We start from the raw sequence: 25,829 nt of genomic DNA, 5'->3' as shown, positions 1-25,829 counted from the left end.
TCTCCGGCCGGCGCGCGGCTTTCTGGCCGCGCGCCGGCTTCCCGTCTATTTGCGCGGTGCCTAGTCCATGACCAAACCCGCTGTCGCGCTGCGCGAAAGCAGCTTGTCCGAACACCTGGACGCCATCCAGGCGCAGATCCGCCGCCAGCCGGCCGACGCCGACCTGCGCGCGCAACTGTTCCAGCTGATGGCCGTGCAGGGTGATTGGGCGCGCGCGTCCGAGCAGCTCGCGCTCTGCGCTCAATTGAATTCCCAGGCACAGCCCATGGCGGTGCTGTACGAGCAGGCCATCGTTGCCGAACGGCAGCGCGAGGGCGTATTGGCCGGGCAGGGAGAGCCCGCCTATTTTGGCGCCCCGCCCGAGTGGTTCGGCGATTTGCTGCAGGCCCTGCGCCGCGACGCCGACGCGCCGCAAGAGGCCGCCGCCCTGCGCGAGCGCGCCTATGAAGCCGCGCAGGCGCGCGCCGGGCGGCTGGAATGCGCCGGGCAGGACACGCCCGCGCCGTTCGACTGGATCAGCGACGGCGACAGCCGCCTCGGGCCGGTATTCGAAGTGATCGCGGGCGGCCGCTACGGCTGGCTGCCCTTCAGCGGCTTGCGCAGCGTGCGCCTGCTGGCGCCGGAGGGCCTGAGCGACATGGTGTGGGCGCAGGCCGAGATCGCGCTGGAGGACGGCCGAACCCTGCATGGCCTGGTGCCGGCGCGCTATCCGGCGCCGCCCGGGCAGCGCATGGCTGACCTGGCCGACAGTGCCAAGCTGGGCCGCATGACCGACTGGCTGCCGCTGGCTGGCGACGCCTACGCCGGGGTGGGCCAGAAAATGTGGATGACCGATCGGGGCGAGCACGCGCTGCTGGATGTGCGCGCGCTGGAGATGGCCTGATGGGGCAGTTCGACGCGGCCCTTCGTCCCTGGGAGCAGTTGCCGCGCAGCGAGCGCGTGGCCCGCGACCGGCTGCAGCCGTCGCTGCTCGACCGGTTGATGGACGACGATCCCGCCAAGCGCCAGGAGCCGCGCGAGGCCGCCATGCTGACGCATGCCGAGTTGCGCACCGCGGTGCTGCGCGACCTGCGCTGGCTGCTCAACACGGTCAATCTGCAAACCACCGACGACTTGTCGCCGTATCGCTACGTGCCCGATTCCACGCTGAATTTCGGCGTGCAGGCCATGGCCGGCAAGCGCATGTCGGAAATCGACTGGGTCGACGTCGAGGACTCGATCCGCAACGCCATTGCCTCGTTCGAGCCGCGCATCCTGGATTCGTCGGTGGAGGTCCGCTGCGTGACCGATACCGGCACGCTGGAACACCACAACGTGCTGAGCCTGGAGATCAAGGGCATGCTGTGGTGCGTGCCGCATCCGATGGAATTCCTGTTCCGCACCGATATCGACCTGGAAAGCGGCCACATGGACCTGCGCGACCTCGGAGGAGCGGGCTGATGGACGCGCGCCTGCTCGACTATTACAACCGCGAGCTGGTGTACATGCGCGAGATGGGCGCGGAATTCGCCCAGATGTACCCCAAGGTGGCCGGGCGCCTCGGCATGCACGGCACCGAGGTGGCCGACCCGTATGTCGAACGCCTGCTCGAGGGCTTCAGCTTCCTGACCGCGCGCATCCACTTGAAGATGGACGCGGAATTCCCGCGCTTCTCGCAGCGGCTGCTGGAAGTGGTGTACCCGAACTACCTGGCGCCCACGCCGGCCATGGCGGTGGTGCAGCTGTCGCCCAGCATGAACGAGGGCACGCTGGCGCGCGGGTTCGATCTGCCGCGCGGCACGCTGCTGCGCGGCCGGCTGCCGCGCGGCGAGCAGACGCCGTGCGAATTCATGACCGGGCATACCGTGCGCCTGTGGCCGCTGCGCGTGACTGAAGCCGAGTTCACCGGCACGCCGCCCGACCTGCCGCTGACCCGCCTGGGCTTCGGTGGGCGCAACGGCCGGGTGCTGAGCGCCCTGCGCATCCGCATCGAGGTGTGCGGCGGCGTGCGCTTGGAGGACATGGACCTGGACCAGCTGGTATTCCACCTGGCCGGGCAGGACCTGCAGATGCAGCGCCTGCTGGAAGTGATCATGGGGCACACGGTGGCCGTGCTGGGCCACGACACCGCCCGCCCCGTCAGCTGGATCAACAAACTGCCCGCCGGCGCGGTGCGCCATGAAGGCTTCGATGACGACCAGGCGCTCCTGCCGGCCGATTCGCGGGTGTTCCAGGGCTACCGGCTGCTGCAGGAGTATTTCGCCTTTCCGCGCCGCTTCCTGTTCTTCAGCCTGAACGGCCTGAAACAGGGGCTGCGCACGCCGCCCCTGCCCGGGGCCGCGCGGCGCGAGACGCGCAGCTTCGACCTGACGCTGCTGTTCTCGACCGCCGCGCCCGAGCTGGAAGGCGCCATCGCCGCCGAGCACCTGGCGCTGCATTGCGCGCCGGTGATCAATCTGTTCCCGAAGCGCGCCGACCGCATTGCCGTGACGCCGCGCACCAACGAATACCACCTGGTGGTGGACCGCACCCGCCCGCTGGACTATGAAGTCTTCGGCGTGACGCGCGTGCTGGGGCACGCCTCGGCGGAGCGGCCGGAGCAGGAGTTCCGGCCGTTCTACGGCACGCTGGGCACCGACCCGGACGACTACGGCGCGTACTATTCGCTGCGCCGCGAACCCCGCCTGCTGTCGGACCAGGCCCAGCGCAACGGCACGCGCACCGGCTATACGGGCAGCGAGGTGTTCGTGTCGCTGGTCGATCGCCATGAGGCGCCGTTTTCCGGCCAGTTGCGCCACTTGACGCTCGAGACCCTGTGCACCAACCGCGACCTGGCGATGCTGCTGCCCCTGGGCACCGACACCGACCTGACGCTGCGGGTATCGGCGCCGGTGGGCGCCATCAAGGTGCTGCACGGGCCGACGCGGCCGCACACAGCCCTGGCCGAGAACGCCGCCACGTGGCACCTGATCAGCCACCTGGGGCTCAATTACCTGAGCCTGATCGACCTGGACGCCGAACAGGGGGCGCAGACGCTGCGCGAGATGCTGCATGTGTACGGCAACCTCGCCGATCCGGTCGTGCGCAAGCATATTTCGGGCGTGCGCCATGTGCTGGCCGAACCCATGCACCACCGCCTGCCGGTGCCGGGACCGATCGTCTACGGCCGTGGCGTGCGCATCGGCCTGCAGGTCGACGAGGCGGCATTCTCGGGTATCAGCCCGTACTTGTTCGGCGCCGTCCTCGAGCAGTTCTTCGCGCGCCATGTGTCCATCAACATGATGTCGGAACTGGTGTTGTCCACTTTGCAGCGCGGCGAGATCGCCCGCTGGAAGCCCCGCATGGGAGCCCGGCCCGCCGTCTAGGCGACGGGCCCACTAGATCGAAAGGAATGCGCCATGAAAACCGCCGCGGCGAAGCGCCAATACCCCGTTTATGACCCGGTCCACCTGATCGGCACTGTCACCCACCGCGACGAGGACGGCATTTTCACGGTCGATTGCGACGGCCGCACCTGGCATGCCCGCCAGGCCGCCAGCTGCCTGCTGGCCCCCCGGCAGGGCGACGAAGTGCTGATCAGCGGCCCCGACGCCTCGCGCGTGTACCTGATCGCCGTGACCCAGCAAGCCGACCCGCGCCAGGCCAGCCTGGAGACCGCCGGCGATGTGGTGCTGCGCTCGCGTAATGGCAGCGTGGCGCTGGAGGGCGCGCAGGCGGTGCGCCTGGCGGGGCAGCAGGCGGTCCGCATCGATGCCGGTTCGTTCGAACTGCAGGCCAAGGATGCGCGCTTCGTCGCCGAACAGGCCAGCTACGCGGCCGCCGAAGTGAGCGCCACGATCGGCGCCACGCGCCTGATCGGCAAGACCTACGAGGCGGTCATGGACCGCCTGTCGTTCCTGTCGCGGGTGACGTTCCGCGCCGCCGAGGAGATCGAGCACGTGCGCGCCGGCGCGCTGGACTACCGGGCCGACAAGAGCGCGCGCCTGCACGCCTCGTACACCATGGTCACCGGCGACAAGCTGGTCAAAGTGGACGCCAAGCAGATCCACATGGGGTAGACGTGGCCAGCGTCCTGACCGAAGCGGCCGATTCCGCGCCCGAGGCGGCCGCGGCGTCCGGGGACGCGCCGCGGCCGGCGGCGAGCACGCTGCCGCCGCAATTCTGGCGCGACCTGGAGCGCGAGCCCTACGCCTACGACCTGTTCAATGTGCTGCGCTGGATCGACGCGCGGGCCGGCGCGCGCGCGCCGCTGGGGCGCGACACGGTGGCGCGCAACGAACCGGTGCGGCTGCGCCAGGAACCCTCGATGGCGTTCGCGCCCTCGACCCTGGCGGCGGCGCGCGCCGCGCGCGACGGCCGGCCGCCCGAGCTGTCCATCTACAGCTTCGGCCTGTTCGGCCCCAATGGCCCGTTGCCGCTGCACTTGACCGAATATGCGCGCGAGCGCATGCACCACTACGGCGACCACACCTTGTCCGGGTTTGCCGATATCTTCCACCACCGGCTCATCCTGCTGTTCTACCGCGCCTGGGCGGACGCGCAGAGCACGGTGAGCCTGGACCGCAAGGAAGAGCGCTTCACCCGCTACGTCGCCAGCCTGCTGCACATGGGCGTACCGTCCATGCTGCGCCGCGATACGGTGATGGACCATGCCAAATTCTTCATGGCCGGCCACCTGCTGCGCCAGACCCGCAATCCGGAAGGCTTGAAGCAGATCCTGCAGACTTTCTTCGCGCTGCCGGTGCGCATCTGCGAATTCGTGCCCCAGTGGATCCGCCTGCCGCCGTCGCAGCGCCTGGGGCTGGGCGGCAGCCAGGCGCTCGGCCGCGACACCATACTGGGCGCCGCGGTGCGCGACGCGCAGCACAAGTTCCGCATCGAAGTGGGGCCGCTGGCCGGCGACGACTACGCCAGCTTCCTGCCGGGCGGCAAGCGCGCGCGGCAGCTGACGCATTGGGTGCGCGACTACATTGGCGTCGAGCTGGCCTGGGATGTGCGGCCGGTGCTCAAGCGCCAGGACGTGCGCGGCGTGAAGCTGGGCGGGCGCCAGCCGCTGGGCCTGTCTTCGTGGCTGGGCAAGCGCCGGCCGGAGCAGGGCGACGCCCGCGACCTGCTGCTCGACTACGAGGGCCGCGAGCGGGCGGCGCGGCGCAAGCTTTTATCGAATCCGCAACCACAGGGAGGGTACCCGTGAAGCACGACATGATCTATGACGGCCAGCGACTGAACTGGGCCGGCCATGGCAGTTTCCGCGCCACCAGCGGCCTGCTCGGTTTCCAGGCGCCCGCCGAATTCTGCACGCCGGAAAGCGGCCCCGTGCCGCCCGGGTACTACAAGGTGTTCCTGGCGGACCAGGGCGTGGCCCAGGACGACGGCCGCGACGCCTGCAACCTGAAGCCGGCCTGGGGCATCCAGTCGATTCCGCGCGGCGCGGACGCCGGCGAATGCGAGGAATTCTGGGTCCATTGGGGCAACAACCGGGCGCGCATGGAGCCGGCCGACGCGGCGACGCGCAACCGCTGCGCGCCGATCCGCGGCGGGTTCTACCTGCATGATTCGACCAAGGGCTACAGCCACGGCTGCATTGAAGTCGAAGGCCGCATCTTCCCGCTGCTGCGCACCTATGCGCGCGGCAACGGGCGCGCGACGATGATCCTCAAGGTCGACTATGTGGGCGACCGTGCCACCAACGGAGGCACGCTTGTCGAATAATTCCCTGCGCCTGGCGGCCCTGCTGGCGGCCGCGCTGTGTGTCCCGGCGGCGCAGGCGGCCGGGCCGGTCAAGGTCGAGAATGCGCTGGCGGCCTGCGTGGATGTCCGGCCAGGCCTGCGCAGCACGGCCGACGGCCAGTTGCTGTTGCGCGCCGACCTCGAAGTCAAGCAGTCGATCGGCCGCTGCGGCTGCAAGTCCGCCATTGCCACGTATAGCTCGGAAGTGGTGATGGAGGGCGGATATCGGAGCTTCCTGCAACGCGGCAACCTGCGCGTGCGCGAGTCCGGCGCGCGCACGCTGACGCTGGCCAGCGACGCCGGCCTGGCGGGCGAGCGCGGCGTCGTGCTGTCGCTGGGCTGCGCCGCGCCCGACTGATTCCATTTTCCACACGCTCAAACACAACAACTATATGTCCGACATCGGCCGCATCGATCTCTTCGGCAAGCTCGACCCGCTGCTCTACCAGGCGCTGGAAGGAGCCACTTCGTTCTGCAAGCTGCGGGGCAATCCCTATGTCGAGCTGGTGCACTGGATCCACCAGGTCGTCCACACGCAGGACAGCGACCTGCATCGTATCGCCCGCCGCTTCGACCTGGACATGGGCCGCCTGCAGGCCGACCTGACCGGCGCACTGGACCAGCTGCCGCGTGGGGCCGGCTCGGTGTCCGACCTGTCCGAGCATATCGACCACGCGGTCGAGCGGGCCTGGGTGCTGGGCTCGCTGCGCTATGGCGCGTCGCGCATCCGCGGCGGGCACCTGATGGCCGGGTTGGTCAAGACCTACGCCCTGCGCAATGTGCTGCTGGGCATGTCGGACCAGTTTTCGCGCATCGTGCCGGACGTGCTGCTCGAGCAGCTCGAAGATATCGTCCACGGCTCGCCCGAGGACGCCACGGCGCAGCCGGCCGAGCCGGCCATGGCCGGCGGGGCGGGGCCGGGCGAGGGCGGGCCGGCCCTGGCCAAGTACGCGGTGGACTTGACCGCGCGGGCGCGGGCCGGCGAGATCGACCCGGTGTCCGGCCGCGATGAGGAAATCCGCCAGATCGTCGACATTCTCATGCGGCGGCGCCAGAACAACCCGCTGCTGGCCGGCGAGGCCGGGGTGGGCAAGACCGCCGTGGTCGAAGGGCTGGCCCTGCGCCTGGCCAGCGGCGACGTGCCGCCGCCGTTGCGCGACGTGTCGCTGTACCTGCTGGACATCGGCCTGCTGCAGGCCGGCGCGGGCGTGAAAGGCGAGTTCGAGCAGCGGCTGCGCGGCGTCATCGACGAAGTGCAGGCCAGCCCCAGCCCCATTGTGCTGTTCATCGACGAGATCCATACACTGGTGGGGGCGGGCGGCGCGGCCGGCACCGGCGATGCGGCCAACCTGCTCAAGCCCGCGCTGGCGCGCGGCCAGCTACGCACCATCGGCGCCACGACCTGGTCCGAATACAAGAAGTACATCGAGAAAGACCCGGCGCTGACGCGGCGCTTCCAGGTCGTGCAGATCCATGAGCCGGCCGAGCCGCGCGCCCTGGGCATGCTGCGCGGCCTGGCGGCCACGCTGGAAAGCCACCATCAGGTGTTGCTGCTGGACGAAGCCATCGCGGCCGCCGTGTCGCTGTCGCATCGCTACATCCCGGCCCGCCAACTGCCCGACAAGGCCGTGGCGCTGCTGGATACGGCCTGCGCCCGGGTGGCCGTCAGCCAGCACGCCGTGCCGGCGGCGCTCGAAGACGCGCGCCGGCGCATCGAGGCGCTGGAGACGGAACAGCGCATCGCCGCGCGCGAAGCCCGCCTGGGCGCGGCCGACGAAGCCCGCGTCGCGCGGATCGACGAGGACCTGGCGCAGGCGCGCGCGCAGGAGCATGAGCTGGCCGGCCGCTGGGAGGCCGAGCGCGCCCTGGCGGCGCGTGTGTTCGAATTGCGCCGGGCGCTCGACCAGGACGCGGCTGCGGCGCCGGCCGCGACCGATGCGTCCGACGCCGGCGCGCCCGACGTGGCCGCCGCGCCGCCCGACCCCGCGCAGTTGCGCGCCGAGCTGGCCCAGGCGCAGGCCGAACTGGCGCAGCGGCAGGGCGAATTTCCGCTTATCTACCCGGCCGTGGACGCCGCCGCCGTGGCATCGGTGGTGGCCGACTGGACCGGCATTCCGGTGGGTCGCATGGTGCGCGACGAAGCCCAGTCCGTGCTGCGGCTGGCCGACACGCTGGAGCAGCGCGTCATCGGCCAGCGGCATGGCCTGGAGGCCATCGCGCGGCGCATCCAGACCTCCCGGGCGCGCCTGACCGATCCCAACAAGCCGGTCGGCGTGTTCCTGCTGTGCGGCCCGAGCGGCGTCGGCAAGACCGAGACGGCGCTGGCGCTGGCCGAGGCCCTGTACGGCGGCGAGCAGAATCTCATCTCCATCAACATGAGCGAGTTCCAGGAGTCGCACACCGTATCGACCTTGAAGGGCGCGCCGCCCGGCTACGTCGGCTACGGCGAGGGCGGGGTCCTGACCGAAGCAGTGCGGCGGCGCCCGTACAGCGTGGTGCTGCTCGACGAAGTCGAGAAGGCCCATGCCGACGTGCACGAGATCTTTTTCCAAGTGTTCGACAAGGGCTGGATGGAGGACGGCGAGGGGCGCTATATCGATTTCCGCAATACGGTCATCATCCTCACATCCAACGTGGGCACGGACCTGATCGCCAGCCTGTGCCGCGACCCGCAGCTGATGCCCGATGCCGACGGCCTGGCCGCGGCCTTGCGCGAACCGCTGCTCAAGGCCTTCCCCGCCGCGCTGCTGGGCCGCCTGGTGGCGGTGCCGTACCTGCCGCTATCGGACGAGATGCTGGCCCGCATCGTCGATCTGCAGTTCGACCGCGTGCGCCGGCGCCTGCTCGACAACCACGGCATCGTCCTGACGGTGAGTCCGGAAGCGACGGCGCTGGTGGTGGCCCGCTGCACCGAAGTGGAGTCGGGCGGGCGCATGGTGGACGCGATCCTCACCAACACGGTGCTGCCGCAGATCAGCCGCGAATTGCTGACCGCGTCCATGGAAGGGCGCGCGGTGGGCGCCGTGACGCTGGCGGCGGACGGCGGCGAGTTCCAGTACCGCTATCAGTAGGGCGGCTCGCGCCGCCCCCTATTTGCGGCGTGGCGGGTCCGGAAGGCGCTCCGGTTCGTCATGCGGCTTGACGCGCGCCGGCCGCAGGTAGCCGCCGTACTCGCGCAGGTGGTCGCGCGCCGCCCGGCCGTCGCCGGCCTCGTCGCGCGGCCGGTTCAGCGTCTCGCTGACCGGGTCCGAACGGTGCGGGGCCAGCGGGTCATGCGCGGGCAGGGTGGAAGGGGTCTGGTCCGAGAACACGCTGTGCGCGTCGTCGCTGTCGGGCGAGGCCAGCGCGTCGAGCGGGTCGCGCAGCGGGCCCGCCACGTTGGCGTCGCCGCGCGGCAACTGGCGCAGCGGGTCTTCCGGATTGCGCGACTGGGCCGAGTCCAGGTCGAAGGGGTGCGCCGAGACATCCGGCACGCTGCCGACCGGCAGGGTGCCGGGGCCGAACAGGTCGCTGAAGACGTCCGAAGGGTCGGATTGCCGGGCGTCGGGTTCCGCGGCCAATGGTTCCATGTCGCCGAACGGGGCATCGAGCGGGCCCGGGGCGGCGGGCTCGGCCGGTGCCGCCGCCAGGGCGCCTGGCGAGGCCGGCGGCCGCTCCGCGGCGCGGGGCGTGGCCGGCGGCGCGTCCTCGTCGGACTCCAGGTCCAGGGACGGCAGGTCGACCGGCAGCCGCGCCGCGGGCGGCTGGCGCTCGGCAGCGGCGTTTGCGCCCGCCTGCGCGGGCGGCGGCATCGCGGTGTCCGGGCCGCCTGGCGCGGCCTCGGCCGCGCGCGGCGCGTCGTGGCGCTCCGGCTGCAGGTCCACTGGCGGCAGGTCGGCGGCCGGCAGGTGCGCGGCGGGCACGTCGACAGGCGGCAGGCCGGCCGTGTCGGCGACCGGCGGTTCCGGCGCGGGGGCGGCCATGGCGGCCGGCGCCGCTTCGGGTGGCGCCGCGCGGGTGGAAGGCGGCGTCAGGTCGACGTCGTCCAGCAGCGGGCTCTCCAGCAGCGGGTCGGGCTCGGCCGGTACGTCGGGTTGCGCGGCCACGGCGGCCGCCGCGCCAGCGGCGGCAACGGCCCGGGCCGGCGCCGCGGGGTCGTCGGCCCGCAGGCGGTAGGGCCCGATGGCGAGTTCGTCGCCCGGCGACAAGGGCACTTCCTGGTCGCGCGACACGGTGCGGCCATTGATGCTGACGTGGCTCATGCCGCTCAGGTTGACCAGGTAGCAGGCATCGCCGCTGATGCGCACGGCGGCCTGGACGCGGCAGATGGCGCGCTCGGCGTCCGGCAGCGTCAGGTGGTTGTCGGCCGAGCGGCCCAGCGTGCCGCCGGGCGCGTGGAATATTGCCGATATCGGGGAAAAACCCGGATCGTCGTGGCGTTGAAGAACGGTTAGCTTCATGCGGAGAATCTCCGGAGCGCTGGCGCGCAATCGACAGGCGTGGACATCTCGATGATAGCCAGCCGTCATGACCGAACAGATGTCGGAGCGTTATGAAAATATATCGAAGCGCCGAAATCTTCCACAAGTTCCGTAACAGTGGTAACTATTTCTGTATTTACACGACAGCTACTTGTTTTTCCCTTGTCATACACGCTTTCTCCATCATCCCAGGGGGCTGACCGCGCATATGGTGTTCCGCAAGACTGCTACCGTTGGCCTGAGGGCGTTGTGCGCGGGATTCGCCGCGCTGGTGGTGCTGGCCGGCTGTTCGTCCACGGCGCGGCGGGTGCCGGTGCCCTATGCGATCGAACTGGCTGTCGACCCGAAGGTGAATCCCGACGCGAACGGGCGGCCATCGCCGATCCAGGTCACCATCTACGAGCTCAGTTCGTCCAGCGCGTTCGAATCACGCGACTTCTTCTCGCTGCAGTCCGATCCGCAGGCCGCGCTGGGCAAGGAACTGCTCAATACCGACCAGGCCATCCTGCGGCCGGGGGAAACCAAGATCCTGCAGTACACGGGCAGCGCCGAGGCGCGCATGGTGGGCATCGTGGCCGCCTATCGCGAGCTCGAGAAAAGCCATTGGCGCCTGGTCGTGCCGCTGCCCGAGGCGCAGAACACCAATATCTACAAGATCTGGCAGTTCTCGCCGAACGAAGAGACCATCAAGGTGTCGGTGAAGGACAACGGACTGGCGGTGACCGACCGGGAGCGTTCCTGGTGGCCGTTCTAGGCCTCGACTGGGCAAAGGAACCACGCATCCCGACAAGCGCCCGCATGTGTCCGCAGTCCCCGTCCGCAACTTCATCGCAAGCATAGCCATGGCACAGAAGAGCAAGGTCATATGGTCAGAGGGGATGTTCCTGCGTCCCCAGCATTTTCAGCAGTTCGAACGCTATCTGGAAGGTGCCCTGCAACAGCGCGCCGGGGCTTTGCACGGGTTCTACTGGGGCTTCAGCCACCTGGCCATCGACCGCGACGCGCTGGCGGTGGGCAAGCTGGTGCTGACCGAGGCCCGCGGCGTGCTGCCGGACGGCACGCCGTTCGATTTCTCGCATCCCGACGACGCGCCGGCCGCGCTGGACGTGCCCGAGCAGGCGCAGGATGTGCGCGTCATGCTGGCCCTGCCGCGGGTGCGGCCGGGCGCCACCGACGTGCAGTATGAAGACGAGCCCGATTCGCTGGCGCGCTACCTGGTGCAGGAAGCCGAGGTCGGGGATTCCGGCTCGATGGGCCTGGAACCGGCCCTGCTGCAGCTGGGCCGGCTGCGCCTGCGCCTGATGCTGGAAACCGACCTGGGCGAGGAGTGGCTGGGCCTGGGCGTCGTCCGGGTGGTCGAGCGCCGCGCCGACAACCGCGTGGTGCTCGACGACCGCTATATCGCGCCGTGGCTGGCGGCCGGCAGCCACCCGCTGCTGCTCGGCTTCACCCAGGAGCTCTACGGCCTGCTCAACGCCCGCAGCGAAGCGCTCGCCGCGCGCCTGTCCCAGCCCGGGCGCGGCGGCGTGTCCGAGGTCTCTGATTTCATGCTGCTCGAGACGGTCAACCGCTACATCGGCGCGCTCTGGCATGCCCGCCAGGCCGAGTGGCTGCATCCCGAGCGCCTGTTCCACGACTGGCTGATGCTGGCCTGCGACCTGTCCACGTACACGGCGGCGTCACGCCGCCCCGAGGTGTTGCCGGAATACCAACACGATGACCTGCAGGCCACCTTTGGCGCGCTGATGGATGAACTGCGCCGCTCGCTGTCGGCGGTGCTGGAGCAGCACGCCCTGCAGATCCCGCTGCAGGACCGCGGCCAGGGCGTGCGCGTGGCGCAGATCCCCGACCTGGAGCTGCTGCGCACCGCCGGCTTCGTGCTGGCCGTGCACGCCGACATGCCGTCGGATACGGTGCGTTCGCGCTTCCCCGCCCAGGTCAAGATCGGGCCGGTGGAGCGCATCCGCGACCTGGTGCACCTGCAGCTGCCGGGCGTGACCGTGCGCGCGCTGCCGGTGGCGCCGCGGCAGATTCCCTACAGCGCCGGACACGTTTATTTCGAACTCGACAAGGGCGGCGATTTCTGGAAACAGCTGGAGCGCACCGGCGCCCTGGCGCTGCACCTGGCCGGCGAGTTTCCCGGATTGTCCATGGAGTTCTGGGCTTTGCGCGATTGAGGGCCTGTCGACACTGAAACGGCCCGGAGAGACTCATGCATGCTTCCGATACCGCCTTGCCCGGACCGCTGGGCGGGGGCATTCCCGAAGGCGCCGCGTCGGCCTCGAGCCGGCTGAGGCCGCACGAATACGTCATCAGCGGCTCCAACCCGCTGGTGGCGGCGGCCAACCCGCTGCTCGATCTCATCCCGCAGATCCGCGCGACGGCTTCGCACCCTTCGCCCGCCATGCTGCGCGAGCACCTGCTCGACGAGATCCGCCAGTTCGAACTGCGCGCGCAGCAGGCCGGCATTCCCAACGAAACCATCCTGGGGGCGCGCTACTGCCTGTGCACGGCCCTGGACGAGGCGGCCGCCCTGACCCCCTGGGGCGGCAACGGCGTGTGGTCGGCGCACAGCCTGCTGGTGACTTTCCACAACGAAACCTGGGGCGGCGAGAAGTTCTTCCAGTTGCTGGCCAAGCTGTCGCAGAACCCCAGCCAGCACCTGGATCTGCTCGAACTGCTGTACTACTGCCTGGTGCTGGGCTTCGAGGGGCGCTACCGGGTGGCCGACAATGGCCGGTCGCAACTCGAGACCCTGCGCCAGCGGCTGCTGCGCATCCTGCGTGGCGCCCGCGGCGATTACCCGCGCGCGCTTTCGCCGCACTGGCAGGACGTGCCGGCCCAGACCCAGCTGCGCCGGCTGCCGGTGCCGCTGTGGGTGTTCGGCGTGCTGGCCGGCGTGTTGGCGCTGGCGATCTACTGGGCGCTGGCGTGGCGCCTGAGCGGCCAGTCCGATGAGGTGTTCTCGGCGGTCAGCGCCCTGAAGCCGCCGACCGTGCAGATCGCGCCGGTGCGCAGGCCGGCGCCATCGCCGCGCCTGGCGGTGTTCCTGGCGCCCGAGATCCGCGACGACCTGGTCACCGTGCGCGACGAGGTCGACCGCAGCGTGGTGGTGCTGCGCGGCGACGGCCTGTTCGAATCCGGCTCGGCCGACGTGCGCGAGCAGTACCTGCCGGTGCTGTCGCGGGTGGCCGATGCGCTGCGCGAGACCGAGGGCAATATCCTGGTGCGCGGCTACACCGACAACATTCCCATGCGCGGCGCGCGCTATCCGTCCAACTGGCACTTGTCGCAGGCGCGCGCCGACGCGGTCAAGGAACTGCTCGAGGGCCGCCTGGACAACCCGAGCCGGGTGCGCGCGGAAGGCCGCGGCGACGCCGATCCGGTGGCGCCCAACGACACGGCGGCCGGCCGGTCGCGCAACCGCCGCGTCGAAATCACGCTGATGGTGCCGCCGGTGCCCAGGGCAGAGACGGTCGAGGGTGCGCAGCAATGATCCACAACGTATTTGGTTTTCTCTTCAGCCGCGGGTTGTGGAATTTCCTGGGCCTGGTCGCGCTGGCGCTGCTGATCTGGATCGCCGGGCCGCTGCTGGCCATTGGCGCCACGCGGCCGCTGGAAAGCGAGACCACGCGCATCATCGTCATCGTCGTGCTGTTCTCGCTGTGGCTGCTGCGCATCATCTGGCGCAAGTGGCGCGAGGGCCGGCTCAACGCGCAGCTGCTGGGGCAGCTGCGCAAGCCGGCAACCAAGAAAAAAGTCGAGCCCGAGCCCGGCAATCCGGAGATCCGCCAGCTCGAGGAACGTTTCAACGAAGCGGTCGAGCTACTGCGCAAGACCCGTTTCGAAGGCAGCAAGCGGCGCCTGTCGCTGGACCGCTTCTCCAAGCAGTACCTGTACCAGCTGCCGTGGTACGTGATCATCGGCGCGCCGGGCGCGGGCAAGACCACGGCGCTGGTGAACTCCGGCCTGAACTTCCCGCTGGCCGACCGCTTCGGCAAGGTGGCGCTGCGCGGCGTCGGCGGCACGCGCAATTGCGACTGGTGGTTCACCGATGACGCGGTGCTGCTGGACACGGCCGGCCGCTATACCACGCATGAAAGCGACGCCACCGGCGACGAGGAGGAATGGAAGGGCTTCCTGCGCCTGCTCTCGAAATACCGCGGACGCCAGCCCATCAACGGCGCCATGCTGACCATCAGCGTGGAGGACCTGCTGGCGGCCTCGGATGCCGAGCGCGTGCAGCATGCCGCCGTGCTGCGCCGGCGCCTGCAGGAACTGCGCGAGCAGCTGGGCATCCAGTTCCCGGTCTATGTGCTGGTGACCAAGGCCGACCTGCTGTCCGGCTTCGAGGAATACTTCGCCTCGTTCAATCGCGAAGACCTGTCGCAGGTGTGGGGCTTCACACTGCCGTATACCCGCACGCAGGAAGCCGATTTCGACCTGTACGAGGCCTTCCACGCCGAGTACCGGCTGCTGCAGCGCCGCCTGGACGACGCGCTGCCGGAAGTGCTGGCGGCCGAGACCGACCCGTCGCGGCGCGCCCTGGCCTACATGTTGCCGCAGCAGTTCGCCGGCCTGCAGGCCGTGCTGGGCCATTTCCTGAGCGACGTGTTCGCCACCTCGAAATTCGAGGCGCGCCTGGTGCCGCGCGGGGTGTATTTCACCAGCGGCACCCAGGGCGGCGAGACCTTCGACCAGGTGACCGGCCACCTCAAGCGCTATCTGCGCATCGATGGCGGGCCCGCGCCGGCGCCCACCGTGCCGGGCGAAGGCGAGGGACGCAGCTATTTCCTCAAGGGCCTGCTGCAAGACGTTATCTTCCGCGAAGCAGGCCTGGCCGGACGCAACCTGCGCTGGGAGCGCCGCTATCGCCGCCTGCACTGGGCCGGCTACGGCCTGATCACGGTGCTGTTCGTGGCGCTGCTGGTCGGCTGGGCCATCAGTTACCGCAACAATGCCGCCTATGTCGACGAAGTGGCCCGGCGCGTGCCGACGGTCGAGAAGCTCGGCCGCGATATCAAGATCACGCGCGCCGGCGACGTGCTGGGCCTGATGCCGTTCCTGGACAGCCTGTGGTACCTGCCGCGCCACGCCAATTTCGAGCTGGACGAGCCGCCGCTGACGTACCAGCTGGGCTTGTACCAGGGCCGCAAGATGCAGTCGGCGGCCCAGGGCGTATACCGCGACACCCTCGAGGACGTGCTGCTGCCCCAGGTGGCGCGGCGCATCGAGACGGCCTTGCGGCAGTCCGCGCCCAACGACCTGGAGTTTTCCTACGAGGCGCTGCGGGCCTACCTGATGCTGTATGAAGCCGACCACTACGACGCCGAGTTCATGCACGCCTGGCTGCTGTCGGACATGCAGAAGACCTTGCCAGAAGGCTACACGCGCAGCCAGTACGAGCATATGTCGCTGCACCTGCGCAACCTGGTCCAGGGGCGCGTGCTGGCGTCGCCATTCCCTCGCGACGACGAGCTGGTGACCGAGGCGCGCGACCGGCTGGCGCGCTTCACGCTGGCGCAGCGCGCCTACAGCCGCCTGCGCCGCATGCTGTCCAATACCGAGCAGGGGCCGGAGCAGACCGCCATCACGCTGGGCGGGCCGCAGGCCAGCGCGGTATTCGTGCGCAAGAGCGGCAAGCCGCTGACGCAGGGCATCCCCTCGCTGTACAGCTATAACGGCTACTGGAATGTCTTCAACAAGCGCGTGACCAGGGTGGCCGAGCTGCTGCGGCAGGACGATGCCTGGGTGCTGGATATCGAAGCCCCGGGCGTGCTCGACCAGCGCGCGCAGCAGCAGCTGATCGTCGATATCAAGCGGCTGTACATGAACGACTACGTCGAGCAGTGGGACGCCTACCTCAACGACCTGGAGCTGGCCCCCACCACGTCGCTGCTGCAGAACATCCAGATGGCGCGCACGCTGTCGGCGCCGGAATCGCCGCTGGTGCAACTGGTGCAGGGCGTGGCGCGCGAGACCACGCTGCTGCGCGACACGGGCGACGCGCGGTCCCTGATGGACCAGGCGCGCGACCGCGTCAGCAGCACGCGCGAGGCGCTCGAGCAGATGTTCGGGCCCACCGGGCCCAGCGCGGCCGTGCGTGCCGACGCCTCGGACGAAAAACTCGAGCGCATCGTCGACCTGCATTTCGAGCCGTACCGGCGCCTGGCGCACAGCGAGGCGCAGGGCTCGCCGCCCGCCATCGCGGCGACGACCGGGCTGATCAACGAGCTCTATACCTACCTGACGGCCGCCGACGCGGCCCTGCGCAGCGCCAGCCCGGCTCCCGGCTCGGATGTGGTGACCAAGCTGCGCGCCGAGGCGGGGCGCCTGCCGGAGCCTTTGCGCGACCTGCTCAACACGCTGTCGGTCAAGGCGTCGGGCGAGATTTCCGACGCCACGCGGGCGCGCATGGGCGAGACCGTGTCGGCCACCATCGGGCTGTTCTGCCGGCAGTCCATCGCCGGGCGCTATCCGTTCGCCTCCGGTTCCTCGCGCGACGTGGCGCCCAACGACATGGCGCGGCTGTTCGGGCCCAATGGCATGATGGACGACTTCTTCCAGAAGCATCTGGCCACCCAGATCGACGTATCCGGTTCGCGCTGGCGTTTCAAGCCGGGCATCGACGGCAAGCAGGGCGACAAGGCCGGCTACCTGGATTCGTTCCAGCGCGCCGGCGTCATCCGCGACGTGTACTTCACGGCGGGCAATCCGTTGCCGTCGTACCGCGTGGCGATCCGCCCCATCGAGATGGATGCGCAGATCACCCAGTTCCTCATGGACGTGGATGGCCAGACGGTGCGCTACGCGCACGGCCCGCAAGTGGCCACCACGGTCCAGTGGCCGGGGCCGCGCGGCAGCAACCAGGCGCGCATCGAGCTGACGCCGCAGAGCGGTGCGGCCGGCCTGTCGGCCTCGGGGCCGTGGGCCTTGAATCGCCTGCTGGACAAGGCGCAGTTGCGGCGAGGCCCGTCGCCGGAGGTGACGATCGCCACGTTCGATATCAATGGCCGTAAAGTCGTGCTGGAGATCACGGCCAGCAGCGTGAAAAGTCCTTTCCATCTTGCCGAGATGCAGGGGTTCTCCTGCCCCGGCCGCTAGGATTTGCAGCCATGGGACCAGACGACTCGAGGGGGCAACTGGGGTGGTACGGCAAGATTCCCGCCGCGGGCGACTTCATGCACCGGCGCCTGCCGCGCGACCTGATCGCCTGGTGGGACCGCTGGCTGCAGTATGGGCTCGCCGCGCTCAAGCAGGCGCCTGACGACAGCGCGGCGCGCAGCTTCGCGGCCGCGCCGATCTGGAATTTCGCCATTCCGTCCGGCCCGAGCGGCAGCGTGGCGCAGATGGGCTGCATCGCCCCCAGCCGCGACCGTGTCGGGCGCGGCTATCCATTGTGCGTCATCATGGCCATCCCGGAAGGCAAGTATCACAGCAGCATGCTCGATGGCGCTTCCGACTACTACCGGCAGATCGGCACCAGCATGCTGTCGGCCGTGCGGCACGGCTGCGCGGCCGAGCAGTTCGACCGCGAGCTGATGGAGATCCGCGCGCCCGGCCCCGTGCAGCCGGTCGAGCGTTCCAGCGGCAGCGACATCATGGACATCCTCAATGCGGGCCTCGAGGGCGACGCCGAGCCGGTGGCCAAGCGCACGCTGGCGGCCTGGCCCGATCTGCCGTTCTGCTTCAACCCCAGCTCGCACACCAGCTACTGGTGGACCAACCAGGTCGACGGGGCGGCATTGCAAACCTATGTGCACGGCGGTTCGCTGAACGCCGCCCTGTTCACCCGACTGTTCGCTTCACTGCCCGCCTGGAGCTAGTGGCGACGCAAGAGCCCCGGAGTCCCGTATGAGTGCTTCTCCCGCAACCTCGTCGAATCGAGCCGCCTCCAGCGCGGGCTGGTCCGGCCATCGGCCGCTGAGCGCGATCGCCGCCGCCGCCGGCGGCGGCGTGCCGCAGGCGCGCATCCGCCGCGTGCTGCAGGACCTGGCCGAGCCGCTGGCGCAACTGCACGGGCAGGGCCAGGTGCATGGGGCGATCGCCATGAGCACGATCGGCCTGGACGCGGCGGGCAGGGCGCATCTGCTGGTGCCGCCCCTGGAGCCGGCACCCGATGCCGAGGGCACCCTGCGCATCGACGGCTATTCCGCCTTCGAACAATACACGGACGACCCGGAACGCCCGTGCGGACCATGGACGGACGTTTACGCCCTGAGCGCCGTGGCGCACACCATGGTGGTGGGCGCGGCGCCGCCGGCCGCGCTGGCCCGCTGCGTCAAGGATACCTATGTGCCGCTGGCCGGGCGCGACCTGGGCGCCTATGACGCCGATTTCCTGCGCGCGGTGGACCAGGGGCTGTCGATGAACCCGCAGGCGCGTCCGCAGACCGTGGCAGCGCTGGCCACGGCGTTCGGGCTGGCGGTCGCCCGGCCGGAAGCGCCCGCGGCTCCGCCCGCCGCGGGCGCCGCGGCCGAGCCGACGGCGCCGTCCGTGCCGCCGCCACCCCGTAGCGAACCGGGCCCGCGCCTGCCCTTGCTGGTCATGCTGGGAGTATTGGCCGCCGTCGCCCTGGCGGTTTATCTGTGGCTGCGCCCCGGCATGCAGCCGCCCGCGCAGCAGGCCGCGCGCGATACCGCCGCGCCGCCGCCCGCCGAGGCGCCCGTGCCCACGCCGCCCGCCTTGTCGGACCTGAATACCCGGCCGGCGCCGTCCGACAATACGGGGCCGGTTCCTGGCCCGGGAACCGGCCCCGGCGGGCCGGCTGCGCCCGAGGCAGTTCCGGCGCCCCAGCAGCCGCCGGCCGCGGCCGTTCCGGCGCCGGCCGTGCCTCCCGCAGCGACGGCTCCAACGCCCGATGCCGCGCCGGCCATCCCGCCAGGCGAGCCGCCGGGTACGGCCGCGCAGCCGCCGGTCGTACCCGGCCAGCCGCCGACGGCCACCGCGCCGCCGGACGCCGCGCCCGATCCAGCGGCTGGCGCCCCGGCGGGCGCGCTGCCTGGGGCGGCCCCCGGCCAGCCCGGCACGGCGGACCCGGCCGATTCCGCAGACCCGGCCGGCCCGGCCGCCGCGGACGAGCCCAAACCCCCCGAGCCGGCGCCGCCGGCGTCCGCCGAAATCCGTATTCATGTGCAGCCGTGGGGCGAGGTGCTGGTTGACGGCCGTTCGCGCGGCATCAGCCCGCCGCTGAACCGCCTGAGCCTGTCGCCTGGGCGGCACCAGATCACGATCCGCAATCCGGCCGCGTCCGATTACCACACCACGGTGAATGTATCGCCGGGCGGCTCGGCGTCGGTGTCCCACGTATTCGAATGACTCCAGGGGCCCGTTCTCTCCAAAAGGCCCTGGGCCGCGCCGGACCGGCGCGGCCTATTCCTCCGACGAGCCCGCTTCTTCCACGACGTCGGCCGTGAACATGTAGCCCCAGCCGTGCACGGCTTTGATCGGCAGGCGCATATGGTTGGCGGCCGCCTTGCGGCGCATGCGGCTGATCATGACATCGACGAAGCGTCCGCGGCGTTCGCCCTCGGCTGCTTCGCCGGACTGCACGCCATCGGCGATGAGCGTGTCGCGGCTGACTTTCTTGTCGGGCGCCCGCACCAGCCGCAGCAGGAAGCCGCGCTCGGCGGTGGTCAATGCCAGCTCCTGCCCGGCCGGGCCGATCAGGGTCCAGCCCTTGCTGACCAGGCGCCAGCCCGGCGAGGCGGGCTCCCCGGGTTCGACCAGGCCGGCCGCTTCCAGCGGTACGTTCTTGGGCGCCGCCGCGGGCTCCGCGACGGCGGCGGGCGCCACGTCGGCGACGCGCCGCAGCAGCGACTGGAATACCGCCGCCAGTTCCAGCCCGCTGGCGCTGGTGTCCAGGCAGGCATCGGCGCCGCACAGCAGCGTGCGGATGCGCGCTTCGCTGTCGGCGAAGGTCGACAGGGCGATGATGCCCAGGGTCTGCCGCATGGCGCGCAACTGGGCCGCGGCAATATGGATCTTCGGCAGGGAACCGGTCAGGACGATCAGGGATACGGCATGCCGCGCGACGTGCGTATAGAGGTCGGCCAGCTCGGCATACCGATGGACCTGAAAACCGAGGTGGGATAGATCGGCGATCTGCTGCGGGTGTGCGGTGTCATCTCCAGCAAGAAAGAGGACATCCAACGTTCTATTCATGATTCCCTTCCGATGGAGGATCCAGAGTCGGCCTGGCCGCCGCGTCTGAAACTCCGCGGCGTGCGATGTGCTTATTGGTTGGATAAGGGTGACGGCGCGGGATAGGCCGTAGCAAGGCACGGCCGGGCGCCTGATTCGCGGGGATCAAGAATAAATCGGGGTTATCGGCAGGGGCGAGGTCTGGCTGCTGTTGTTGTGTGACGCTGTGTGTCATTTAACCTCAAATGTGTATATATGTGAATATGACTCTCGGATTGATACAATTGAGCCCATCGGCGCGCATTGTCCGCGCCAATTGCTCATAAATACCCGGCCCGCGCCGCGTTACAGTAGAAGATTCGTACTGTATTGCGGAGCATTGTCATGCCGATTTCTACGCTCGCCCGGGGCCTGCTGCTGACCAGCCTGGCATTCGGGCTGGCCGGCTGCGCCGAAACCACCGGCCACGCCACCGCCCAGGGAGCCGCCGCGGCCAATGCGGCCACCAGCGCCGATTCATTGGCCCAGACCAGCTGGGAGCTGACGCGCTGGGTCGCCGCCGATGGCGCCGCCCGGCCCATTCCGCACGGCGACAACGGCGAGCCGATCCGCCTGACCTTCCTGGCCCACAACAACCAATACCGGGTGAGCGGATTCTCCGGTTGCAACCAATACATGGGCAGTTACAGGCTGCAAGGCGGGAAATTGTCGATTTCCGCTCCCGCCAGCACCCGCATGGCCTGCCCGTCCCCTGAACGCGCGCAGCTCGAGGCTGCCTATCTGAAAGCGTTGGCTGATATCCGTTCTTTTACCCTGGACAGCGGCGGCGCGCCGCGTCACCTGACCTTCAACGTGCATAACGGCGATGTGCTCGAATTCGCACGCCGCCAGGACCCCCCCACACCGCAATGACGCCGGTGGCGGCGCCCGCCCCTCTGCTCTGGTTGTTTACTACTATTATGCGCTTCATCCCGTTGCCGCCATGCTGCCTTCCATGTCACCCGTCGTCAATATTGCCGCCTACAAGTTCGTGTTCCTGGACGGCCTGCCCGAGTTGCGGGCCCATGCCCTGGCACGCGCCGAGGCCGCGGCGCTGAAAGGCACGATCCTGCTGGCCGAAGAAGGCATCAACCTGTTCCTGGCTGGCACGGCGGCCGGCATCGAGGAATTCCTCGATTGGCTGCGCGCCGACACGCGCCTCGCCGATCTCGAGGTCAAGCGCAGTCATTCGGCAATCGTACCGTTTCGCCGGCTGCGAGCAAAGATCAAGCGCGAGATCATCCGCATGGACCATCCGGCCATCCGTCCGCAGGCCGGACGTGCGCCGGCCGTGGTCCCCGCCACCCTGGCGCGCTGGCTGGAGCAGGGCGCCGATGACGCCGGGCGGCCGGTGGTCATGCTGGACACCCGCAATGCCTTCGAGGTCGATGCCGGCACCTTTGCCGGCGCCATCAACTGGCGCATCGAGCGCTTCACCCAGTTTCCCGCCGCGTTGCAGGCCAACCGGGACAGCCTGCGCGGCAAGACCGTGGTCAGCTTCTGCACCGGCGGCATCCGCTGCGAAAAAGCCGCGCTCTACATGGCCGAGGCGGGCGTCGAGCACGTCTACCAGCTCGACGGCGGGATCCTCAAGTATTTCGAGGAAACCGACGGGCGGGGCTTCGACGGCCATTGTTTCGTATTCGACGAACGGATCGCGCTCGACCGGGACCTGGCTCCCAGCGGGGTTGGTCCCCAATGTTCCTGAACCCGTTGCACGCCCGCAGGCGCGGGGCGCGCCGGCGGGGCCTGGCGCTGCTGGCGCTGTGCGCGGGCTTGCTCGGAGGATGCAGTTTGCCGCCACTCGAGAACCGTCCCGCCTCGAGCGCGCTCGCGCCGGAGCAGGCCAGGGACACCGCGCTGGGCCGGGCCATCGCGCCCATGGCGGACGCCCATCCAGGCCTGTCCGGCATCCATCCCCTGGATGACGCGCGCGACGCCTTCGCCGCGCGCGCGTTGCTGGCCCATGCCGCCCAGAAGACGCTCGACGTGCAGTACTACATCTGGCGCAACGACATGACCGGCACGCTGTTGCTGGAGGCCCTGTTCGATGCGGCCGAGCGGGGCGTGCGGGTGCGCCTGCTGCTGGACGACAACGGCACCGCGGGCCTGGACCAGGTGCTTGCCGCGCTGGACCTGCACCCCAACATCGAAGTGCGGCTGTTCAATCCATTCGTACTGCGCAAGCCCAAGATGCTGGGCTACCTGACCGACTTCGCGCGCCTGAACCGGCGCATGCACAACAAATCGTTCACGGCGGACAATTCGGCCACCATCATCGGCGGCCGCAATGTCGGCGACGAATACTTCGGCGCCACCGACGGCGTATTGTTCGCCGACCTGGACGTGCTGGCCGCGGGGCACGTGGTGCGCGATGTCTCGGCCGATTTCGACCGCTACTGGGCCAGCGATTCGGCCTATCCGGTGGCATCGGTCGTGCGGCGCCCGGACACCGCCCGGCTCGACGCGCTGCACCGGTCGGCCTCGCGGGTGGAAAGCGATCCGGCCGCCCGCGCGTATGTGCAGGCGCTGGGCGAACTGCCGTTCATCCGCCAATTGCTGGCGCAGGAGCTTCCCCTGGAATGGGCGCCGACCCGCATGGTCAGCGACGATCCCGCCAAGGCACTGGGCCGCACGGGCGACGGCGCCACCCTGGCGCGGCAGTTGCAGGCCGCCATCGGCCAGCCGGCCCGCCACCTGGAACTGGTGTCTCCCTATTTCGTGCCTACCGCCGCCGGTACGGAGGCCTTCGCCCAGATGGTCCGGCGCGGCGTCAAGGTGCGCGTGCTGACCAACGCCTTCGAGGCCACCGACGTGGCGGTGGTGCATTCCGGCTATGCCAAATGGCGCAGGCAGTTGTTGCGGGCGGGCGTGGAACTGTACGAAATGCGCAGCCAGTCCGGCGAGCGCGCGCCCGGGCTGGGGCCGTTCGGCAGCTCGGGCTCGAGCCTGCATGCCAAGACCTTCGCGGTGGACGGCCTGCGCGTATTCGTCGGCTCGTTCAATTTCGACCCGCGCTCGCTGGAACTGAATACCGAACTGGGTTTCGTCATCGACAGCCCGGCCCTGGCCGGGCAAGTCGGGGCCGTGTTCGACCGGCAGCTTGCCCGGCAGGCCTACCAGGTCCGCCTGGCGGAGGACGGCCGGCTGTATTGGCTGGCGCAGGAGGCGGACGGGCAGCGGCGCTACGACACCGAGCCGGGCACCCGCTGGTGGCAGCGCGCCCTGATGTGGCTGCTGTCGCTATTGCCGATCGACTGGCTGCTCTAAAGCCTGCCCGCCCTCCGGGCTGGCGGGCGGCAGGCGCCGCCGGTTCAGCGCACGCGCATGCCGGGCTGGGCGCCGGGCCAGGGCTCCAGCACGTAGATGCCGGCATCGACCGCCTCGTCGGCATGGCTGGCGGCCAGCACCATGCCTTCGGATACGCCGAACTTCATTTTGCGCGGCGCCAGGTTGGCGACCATGACGGTGAGCTTGCCCACCAGGTCTTCGGGCCGGTAGGCCGACTTGATGCCCGAGAACACGTTGCGGTGGCGGCCCTCGCCGACATCGAGCGTGAGCTGCAGCAGCTTGGTCGAGCCCTCGACGTGCTGGCAGTCGACGATCTTGGCGATGCGCAGGTCGATCTTGGCGAAATCGTCGATGGTGATGGTGTTGGCCAGCGCCTCGCCACCCGGCATGGGAGCCGCCGGCGCGGGCTCCGCGGGCGGTTCGAACAACTGGTCGAGCAGGGCCGGGTCGACCCGTTGCATCAGGTGCTTGAACGGCGCCACACGTTGCGGCAGCACGGCGGCATCGGTCCAGTCGAACGGCCGGTCGGCGCCGAACAGCTCGCGCGCCACGCGGTCGGACAGCGCCGGCAGCACCGGGGCCAGCATCACCGACAAGGCCTTGAAGCCGGCCAGCGAGCGCGAGCAGATATCCTGCAGGCGGGCTTTCTGGGCCGCGTCGGCGTTGCCGATGCCCTTGGCCAGCACCCACGGCTGGGCGGTGTCGAAGGCCTGGTTGATCCCGTCGGCATAGGCCATGATTTCGCGGATGGCGCGGTTGTATTCGCGCGCCTCGAAGGCCGCGCGGATCGATTCGGCCTGGGCCGCGAAGCCGGCCGACAGGGCCGCGGTGTCGCCCTCGTAGGCCAGCGCGCCATCGAAGTGCTTGGTGATGAAATTGGCGGCGCGGCTGGCGATGTTCACGTACTTGCCGACTAGGTCGCTGTTGACGCGCGCGACGAAATCGTCGGGATTGAAATCGATGTCCTCGACCCGCGCGTTCAACTTGGCGGCGATGTAATAGCGCAGCCATTCGGCATTCATGCCGAGCTCCAGGTAGCGCAGCGGCGAGATGCCGGTGCCGCGGCTCTTGGACATTTTCTCGCCGCTGACCGTGATGAAGCCGTGCACATTGAGCGCGTCCGGCGTCTTGCGGCCGGCGAATTTCAGCATGGCGGGCCAGAACAGGGCATGGAAGTAGATGATGTCCTTGCCGATGAAGTGCACTTGCTCGGTGTCGCCGTGCGGGTCGAGCAGGGCGTCGAAATCCAGCCCTTCCTTGGCGCAGTACGACTTCAGCGAGGCCAGGTATCCCACCGGGGCGTCCAGCCAGACATAGAAGTACTTGCCCGGCGCGTCGGGGATCTCGATGCCGAAATACGGCGCATCGCGCGAGATGTCCCAGTCGCCCAGCTTGGCCTGGCCGTCGTCGCCGCCCAGCCATTCGCGCGTCTTGGCCTGGACTTCGGGCTGCAGGTGCTTGTTGCCGGCGGCGTTGGCGCCGGTGGTCCAGCCTTGCAGGAATTCCACGCAGCGCGGGTCGGACAGCTTGAAGAAGAAGTGCTCGGACGACTTCAGCACCGGCGTGGCGCCGGTCAGGGCGGAATAGGGATTGATCAGTTCGGTGGGGGCGTATACCGCCCCGCAGACCTCGCAGGAGTCGCCGTATTGGTCCTTGGCGTGGCACTTGGGGCATTCGCCCTTGATGTAGCGGTCGGCCAGGAACATGCCCTTGACCGGGTCGTAGAACTGTTCGATCGAGCGCGTTTCGATCAGGCCGGCGGCTTTCAGCGCGCGGTAGATGTCCTGCGACAGCGCGACGTTCTCGGCCGAGTCGGTCGAGTGCCAGTGATCGAAGCGGATATGGAAGCCGTCCAGGTAGCGCGGGCGCTCGGCGGCATAGCGGGCCACCAGTTCCCGCGGCGAAATGCCTTCTTTTTCGGCCTTCAGCATGATGGGCGCGCCGTGCGCGTCGTCAGCCCCGACGAAATGCACCGTGTGGCCCGCCATGCGCATGGAGCGGACCCAGATGTCGGCCTGGATGTATTCCATGATGTGGCCGATATGGAAAGATCCGTTGGCGTAGGGCAGCGCGGTGGTGACGAACAGGGTACGGGACATATCGTGAACGGGTAGAAGGGGGAGGGGTGAGCCCGCTATTTTAGCGGCCTGGCCGGGGCGGCGCGCCGGGCGGCGGCAACAACAAGCC

Annotated in this window: 20 protein-coding genes; 17 read left to right on the top strand and 3 right to left on the bottom strand. The window is 69.4% G+C overall.

The features are described from left to right. The first annotated feature begins 67 nt into the window (after positions 1 to 67). The 8 genes from ACKTT0_RS04605 to tssH are packed head-to-tail and all read left to right on the top strand — an operon-like array spanning position 68 to position 8,780. Positions 68 to 883, top strand: coding sequence for a type VI secretion system accessory protein TagJ (locus ACKTT0_RS04605; RefSeq protein ID WP_407848508.1), 816 nt, complete (start codon positions 68 to 70; stop codon positions 881 to 883). Continuing rightward, entirely contained in the window at positions 883 to 1,440 is a 558-nt protein-coding gene (gene tssE / locus ACKTT0_RS04600) for a type VI secretion system baseplate subunit TssE (RefSeq protein ID WP_407848507.1), read from the top strand. The genes ACKTT0_RS04605 and tssE overlap by 1 nt, the downstream gene beginning before the upstream one ends. Then, complete coding sequence (gene tssF, locus ACKTT0_RS04595; RefSeq protein WP_407848505.1) at positions 1,440 to 3,344, top strand: type VI secretion system baseplate subunit TssF; 1,905 nt, start codon at positions 1,440 to 1,442, stop codon at positions 3,342 to 3,344. The genes tssE and tssF overlap by 1 nt, the downstream gene beginning before the upstream one ends. Positions 3,345 to 3,377: 33 nt before the next feature. Then, positions 3,378 to 4,037, top strand: coding sequence for a DUF3540 domain-containing protein (locus ACKTT0_RS04590; RefSeq protein WP_407848503.1), 660 nt, complete (start codon positions 3,378 to 3,380; stop codon positions 4,035 to 4,037). A 2-nt stretch (positions 4,038 to 4,039) separates the two neighbouring features. Then, positions 4,040 to 5,173 (top strand): type VI secretion system baseplate subunit TssG, encoded by a 1,134-nt coding sequence (gene tssG, locus ACKTT0_RS04585; protein WP_407848501.1) that lies wholly within the window; start codon positions 4,040 to 4,042, stop codon positions 5,171 to 5,173. Then, positions 5,170 to 5,691: a DUF2778 domain-containing protein gene (locus ACKTT0_RS04580; protein WP_407848499.1), complete on the top strand. Its 522-nt coding sequence runs from the start codon at positions 5,170 to 5,172 to the stop codon at positions 5,689 to 5,691. The genes tssG and ACKTT0_RS04580 overlap by 4 nt, the downstream gene beginning before the upstream one ends. Further along, a complete protein-coding gene (locus tag ACKTT0_RS04575; RefSeq protein WP_407848497.1) occupies positions 5,681 to 6,067 on the top strand; it encodes a DUF2195 family protein in 387 nt (128 codons plus the stop codon). Before ACKTT0_RS04580 ends, ACKTT0_RS04575 begins: the two co-directional genes overlap by 11 nt. 34 nt (positions 6,068 to 6,101) lie before the next feature. Then, complete coding sequence (gene tssH / locus ACKTT0_RS04570) at positions 6,102 to 8,780, top strand: type VI secretion system ATPase TssH (protein ID WP_407848496.1); 2,679 nt, start codon at positions 6,102 to 6,104, stop codon at positions 8,778 to 8,780. A gap of 18 nt (positions 8,781 to 8,798) precedes the next feature. Here the strand turns inward: tssH and ACKTT0_RS04565 are convergent, their stop codons facing one another. Next, positions 8,799 to 10,148: an FHA domain-containing protein gene (locus ACKTT0_RS04565; protein WP_407848494.1), complete on the bottom strand. Its 1,350-nt coding sequence runs from the start codon at positions 10,146 to 10,148 to the stop codon at positions 8,799 to 8,801. Positions 10,149 to 10,377: 229 nt separating this feature from the next. On the opposite strand from ACKTT0_RS04565, the gene tssJ reads away from it, so the two are divergent. From tssJ to ACKTT0_RS04535, 6 genes are all read left to right on the top strand, one after another. Next, a complete protein-coding gene (tssJ, locus tag ACKTT0_RS04560) occupies positions 10,378 to 10,923 on the top strand; it encodes a type VI secretion system lipoprotein TssJ (RefSeq protein ID WP_407848492.1) in 546 nt (181 codons plus the stop codon). 88 nt (positions 10,924 to 11,011) lie between these two features. Further along, the gene (tssK, locus tag ACKTT0_RS04555) at positions 11,012 to 12,346 is read left to right on the top strand and encodes a type VI secretion system baseplate subunit TssK (RefSeq protein WP_407848490.1); all 1,335 of its coding nucleotides are present in this window, start codon (positions 11,012 to 11,014) and stop codon (positions 12,344 to 12,346) included. Between the two features lie 35 nt (positions 12,347 to 12,381). After that, positions 12,382 to 13,665, top strand: a complete 1,284-nt coding sequence (locus ACKTT0_RS04550) for a DotU family type VI secretion system protein (protein ID WP_407848488.1) — start codon at positions 12,382 to 12,384, stop codon at positions 13,663 to 13,665. Further along, the gene (tssM, locus tag ACKTT0_RS04545) at positions 13,662 to 17,273 is read left to right on the top strand and encodes a type VI secretion system membrane subunit TssM (RefSeq protein ID WP_407848487.1); all 3,612 of its coding nucleotides are present in this window, start codon (positions 13,662 to 13,664) and stop codon (positions 17,271 to 17,273) included. Before ACKTT0_RS04550 ends, tssM begins: the two co-directional genes overlap by 4 nt. Positions 17,274 to 17,284: 11 nt before the next feature. Further along, on the top strand, positions 17,285 to 17,995 hold the full coding sequence (gene tagF / locus ACKTT0_RS04540; protein WP_407848485.1) for a type VI secretion system-associated protein TagF: 711 nt from the start codon (positions 17,285 to 17,287) through the stop codon (positions 17,993 to 17,995). Positions 17,996 to 18,023: 28 nt separating this feature from the next. Next, positions 18,024 to 19,487: a serine/threonine-protein kinase gene (locus ACKTT0_RS04535; protein WP_407848483.1), complete on the top strand. Its 1,464-nt coding sequence runs from the start codon at positions 18,024 to 18,026 to the stop codon at positions 19,485 to 19,487. 54 nt (positions 19,488 to 19,541) lie between these two features. On the opposite strand, the gene ACKTT0_RS04530 is transcribed toward ACKTT0_RS04535, so the two are convergent. After that, complete coding sequence (locus tag ACKTT0_RS04530; protein WP_407848481.1) at positions 19,542 to 20,333, bottom strand: response regulator transcription factor; 792 nt, start codon at positions 20,331 to 20,333, stop codon at positions 19,542 to 19,544. Positions 20,334 to 20,696: 363 nt separating this feature from the next. Between ACKTT0_RS04530 and ACKTT0_RS04525 the strand changes: the two genes are divergently transcribed. The 3 genes from ACKTT0_RS04525 to ACKTT0_RS04515 all read left to right on the top strand — a co-directional run bounded on the left by ACKTT0_RS04525 (position 20,697) and on the right by ACKTT0_RS04515 (position 23,621). Continuing rightward, a complete protein-coding gene (locus ACKTT0_RS04525; protein ID WP_407848479.1) occupies positions 20,697 to 21,224 on the top strand; it encodes an META domain-containing protein in 528 nt (175 codons plus the stop codon). An 82-nt stretch (positions 21,225 to 21,306) separates the two neighbouring features. After that, positions 21,307 to 22,059, top strand: coding sequence for a sulfurtransferase (locus tag ACKTT0_RS04520; RefSeq protein ID WP_407848478.1), 753 nt, complete (start codon positions 21,307 to 21,309; stop codon positions 22,057 to 22,059). After that, entirely contained in the window at positions 22,050 to 23,621 is a 1,572-nt protein-coding gene (locus ACKTT0_RS04515) for a phospholipase D family protein (protein WP_407848476.1), read from the top strand. The genes ACKTT0_RS04520 and ACKTT0_RS04515 overlap by 10 nt, the downstream gene beginning before the upstream one ends. A gap of 44 nt (positions 23,622 to 23,665) precedes the next feature. Here the strand turns inward: ACKTT0_RS04515 and metG are convergent, their stop codons facing one another. Beyond that, positions 23,666 to 25,741, bottom strand: coding sequence for a methionine--tRNA ligase (gene metG / locus ACKTT0_RS04510; protein WP_407848474.1), 2,076 nt, complete (start codon positions 25,739 to 25,741; stop codon positions 23,666 to 23,668). Positions 25,742 to 25,829: the final 88 nt, after the last annotated feature.

The organism is Bordetella saccharivorans (assembly GCF_045862855.1).
GTDB classification, from domain to species: domain Bacteria; phylum Pseudomonadota; class Gammaproteobacteria; order Burkholderiales; family Burkholderiaceae_B; genus Bordetella_A; species Bordetella_A petrii_F.
The sequence above is the reverse complement of the archived record's forward strand: the minus strand, read 5'-3'. Positions and strand labels throughout refer to the sequence as shown.

What these genes read in the sequence shown, in the direction of transcription:
- ACKTT0_RS04605 (WP_407848508.1), top strand. Translation starts at nt 68, where the DNA reads ATGACCAAACCCGCTGTCGCGCTGCGCGAAAGCAGCTTGTCCGAACAC.
- tssE (WP_407848507.1), top strand. Translation starts at nt 883, where the DNA reads ATGGGGCAGTTCGACGCGGCCCTTCGTCCCTGGGAGCAGTTGCCGCGC.
- tssF (WP_407848505.1), top strand. Translation starts at nt 1,440, where the DNA reads ATGGACGCGCGCCTGCTCGACTATTACAACCGCGAGCTGGTGTACATG.
- ACKTT0_RS04590 (WP_407848503.1), top strand. Translation starts at nt 3,378, where the DNA reads ATGAAAACCGCCGCGGCGAAGCGCCAATACCCCGTTTATGACCCGGTC.
- tssH (WP_407848496.1), top strand. Translation starts at nt 6,102, where the DNA reads ATGTCCGACATCGGCCGCATCGATCTCTTCGGCAAGCTCGACCCGCTG.
- ACKTT0_RS04565 (WP_407848494.1), bottom strand. Translation starts at nt 10,148, where the DNA reads ATGAAGCTAACCGTTCTTCAACGCCACGACGATCCGGGTTTTTCCCCG.
- tssJ (WP_407848492.1), top strand. Translation starts at nt 10,378, where the DNA reads ATGGTGTTCCGCAAGACTGCTACCGTTGGCCTGAGGGCGTTGTGCGCG.
- tssK (WP_407848490.1), top strand. Translation starts at nt 11,012, where the DNA reads ATGGCACAGAAGAGCAAGGTCATATGGTCAGAGGGGATGTTCCTGCGT.
- ACKTT0_RS04550 (WP_407848488.1), top strand. Translation starts at nt 12,382, where the DNA reads ATGCATGCTTCCGATACCGCCTTGCCCGGACCGCTGGGCGGGGGCATT.
- tssM (WP_407848487.1), top strand. Translation starts at nt 13,662, where the DNA reads ATGATCCACAACGTATTTGGTTTTCTCTTCAGCCGCGGGTTGTGGAAT.
- tagF (WP_407848485.1), top strand. Translation starts at nt 17,285, where the DNA reads ATGGGACCAGACGACTCGAGGGGGCAACTGGGGTGGTACGGCAAGATT.
- ACKTT0_RS04535 (WP_407848483.1), top strand. Translation starts at nt 18,024, where the DNA reads ATGAGTGCTTCTCCCGCAACCTCGTCGAATCGAGCCGCCTCCAGCGCG.
- ACKTT0_RS04530 (WP_407848481.1), bottom strand. Translation starts at nt 20,333, where the DNA reads ATGAATAGAACGTTGGATGTCCTCTTTCTTGCTGGAGATGACACCGCA.
- ACKTT0_RS04525 (WP_407848479.1), top strand. Translation starts at nt 20,697, where the DNA reads ATGCCGATTTCTACGCTCGCCCGGGGCCTGCTGCTGACCAGCCTGGCA.
- ACKTT0_RS04520 (WP_407848478.1), top strand. Translation starts at nt 21,307, where the DNA reads ATGTCACCCGTCGTCAATATTGCCGCCTACAAGTTCGTGTTCCTGGAC.
- ACKTT0_RS04515 (WP_407848476.1), top strand. Translation starts at nt 22,050, where the DNA reads ATGTTCCTGAACCCGTTGCACGCCCGCAGGCGCGGGGCGCGCCGGCGG.
- metG (WP_407848474.1), bottom strand. Translation starts at nt 25,741, where the DNA reads ATGTCCCGTACCCTGTTCGTCACCACCGCGCTGCCCTACGCCAACGGA.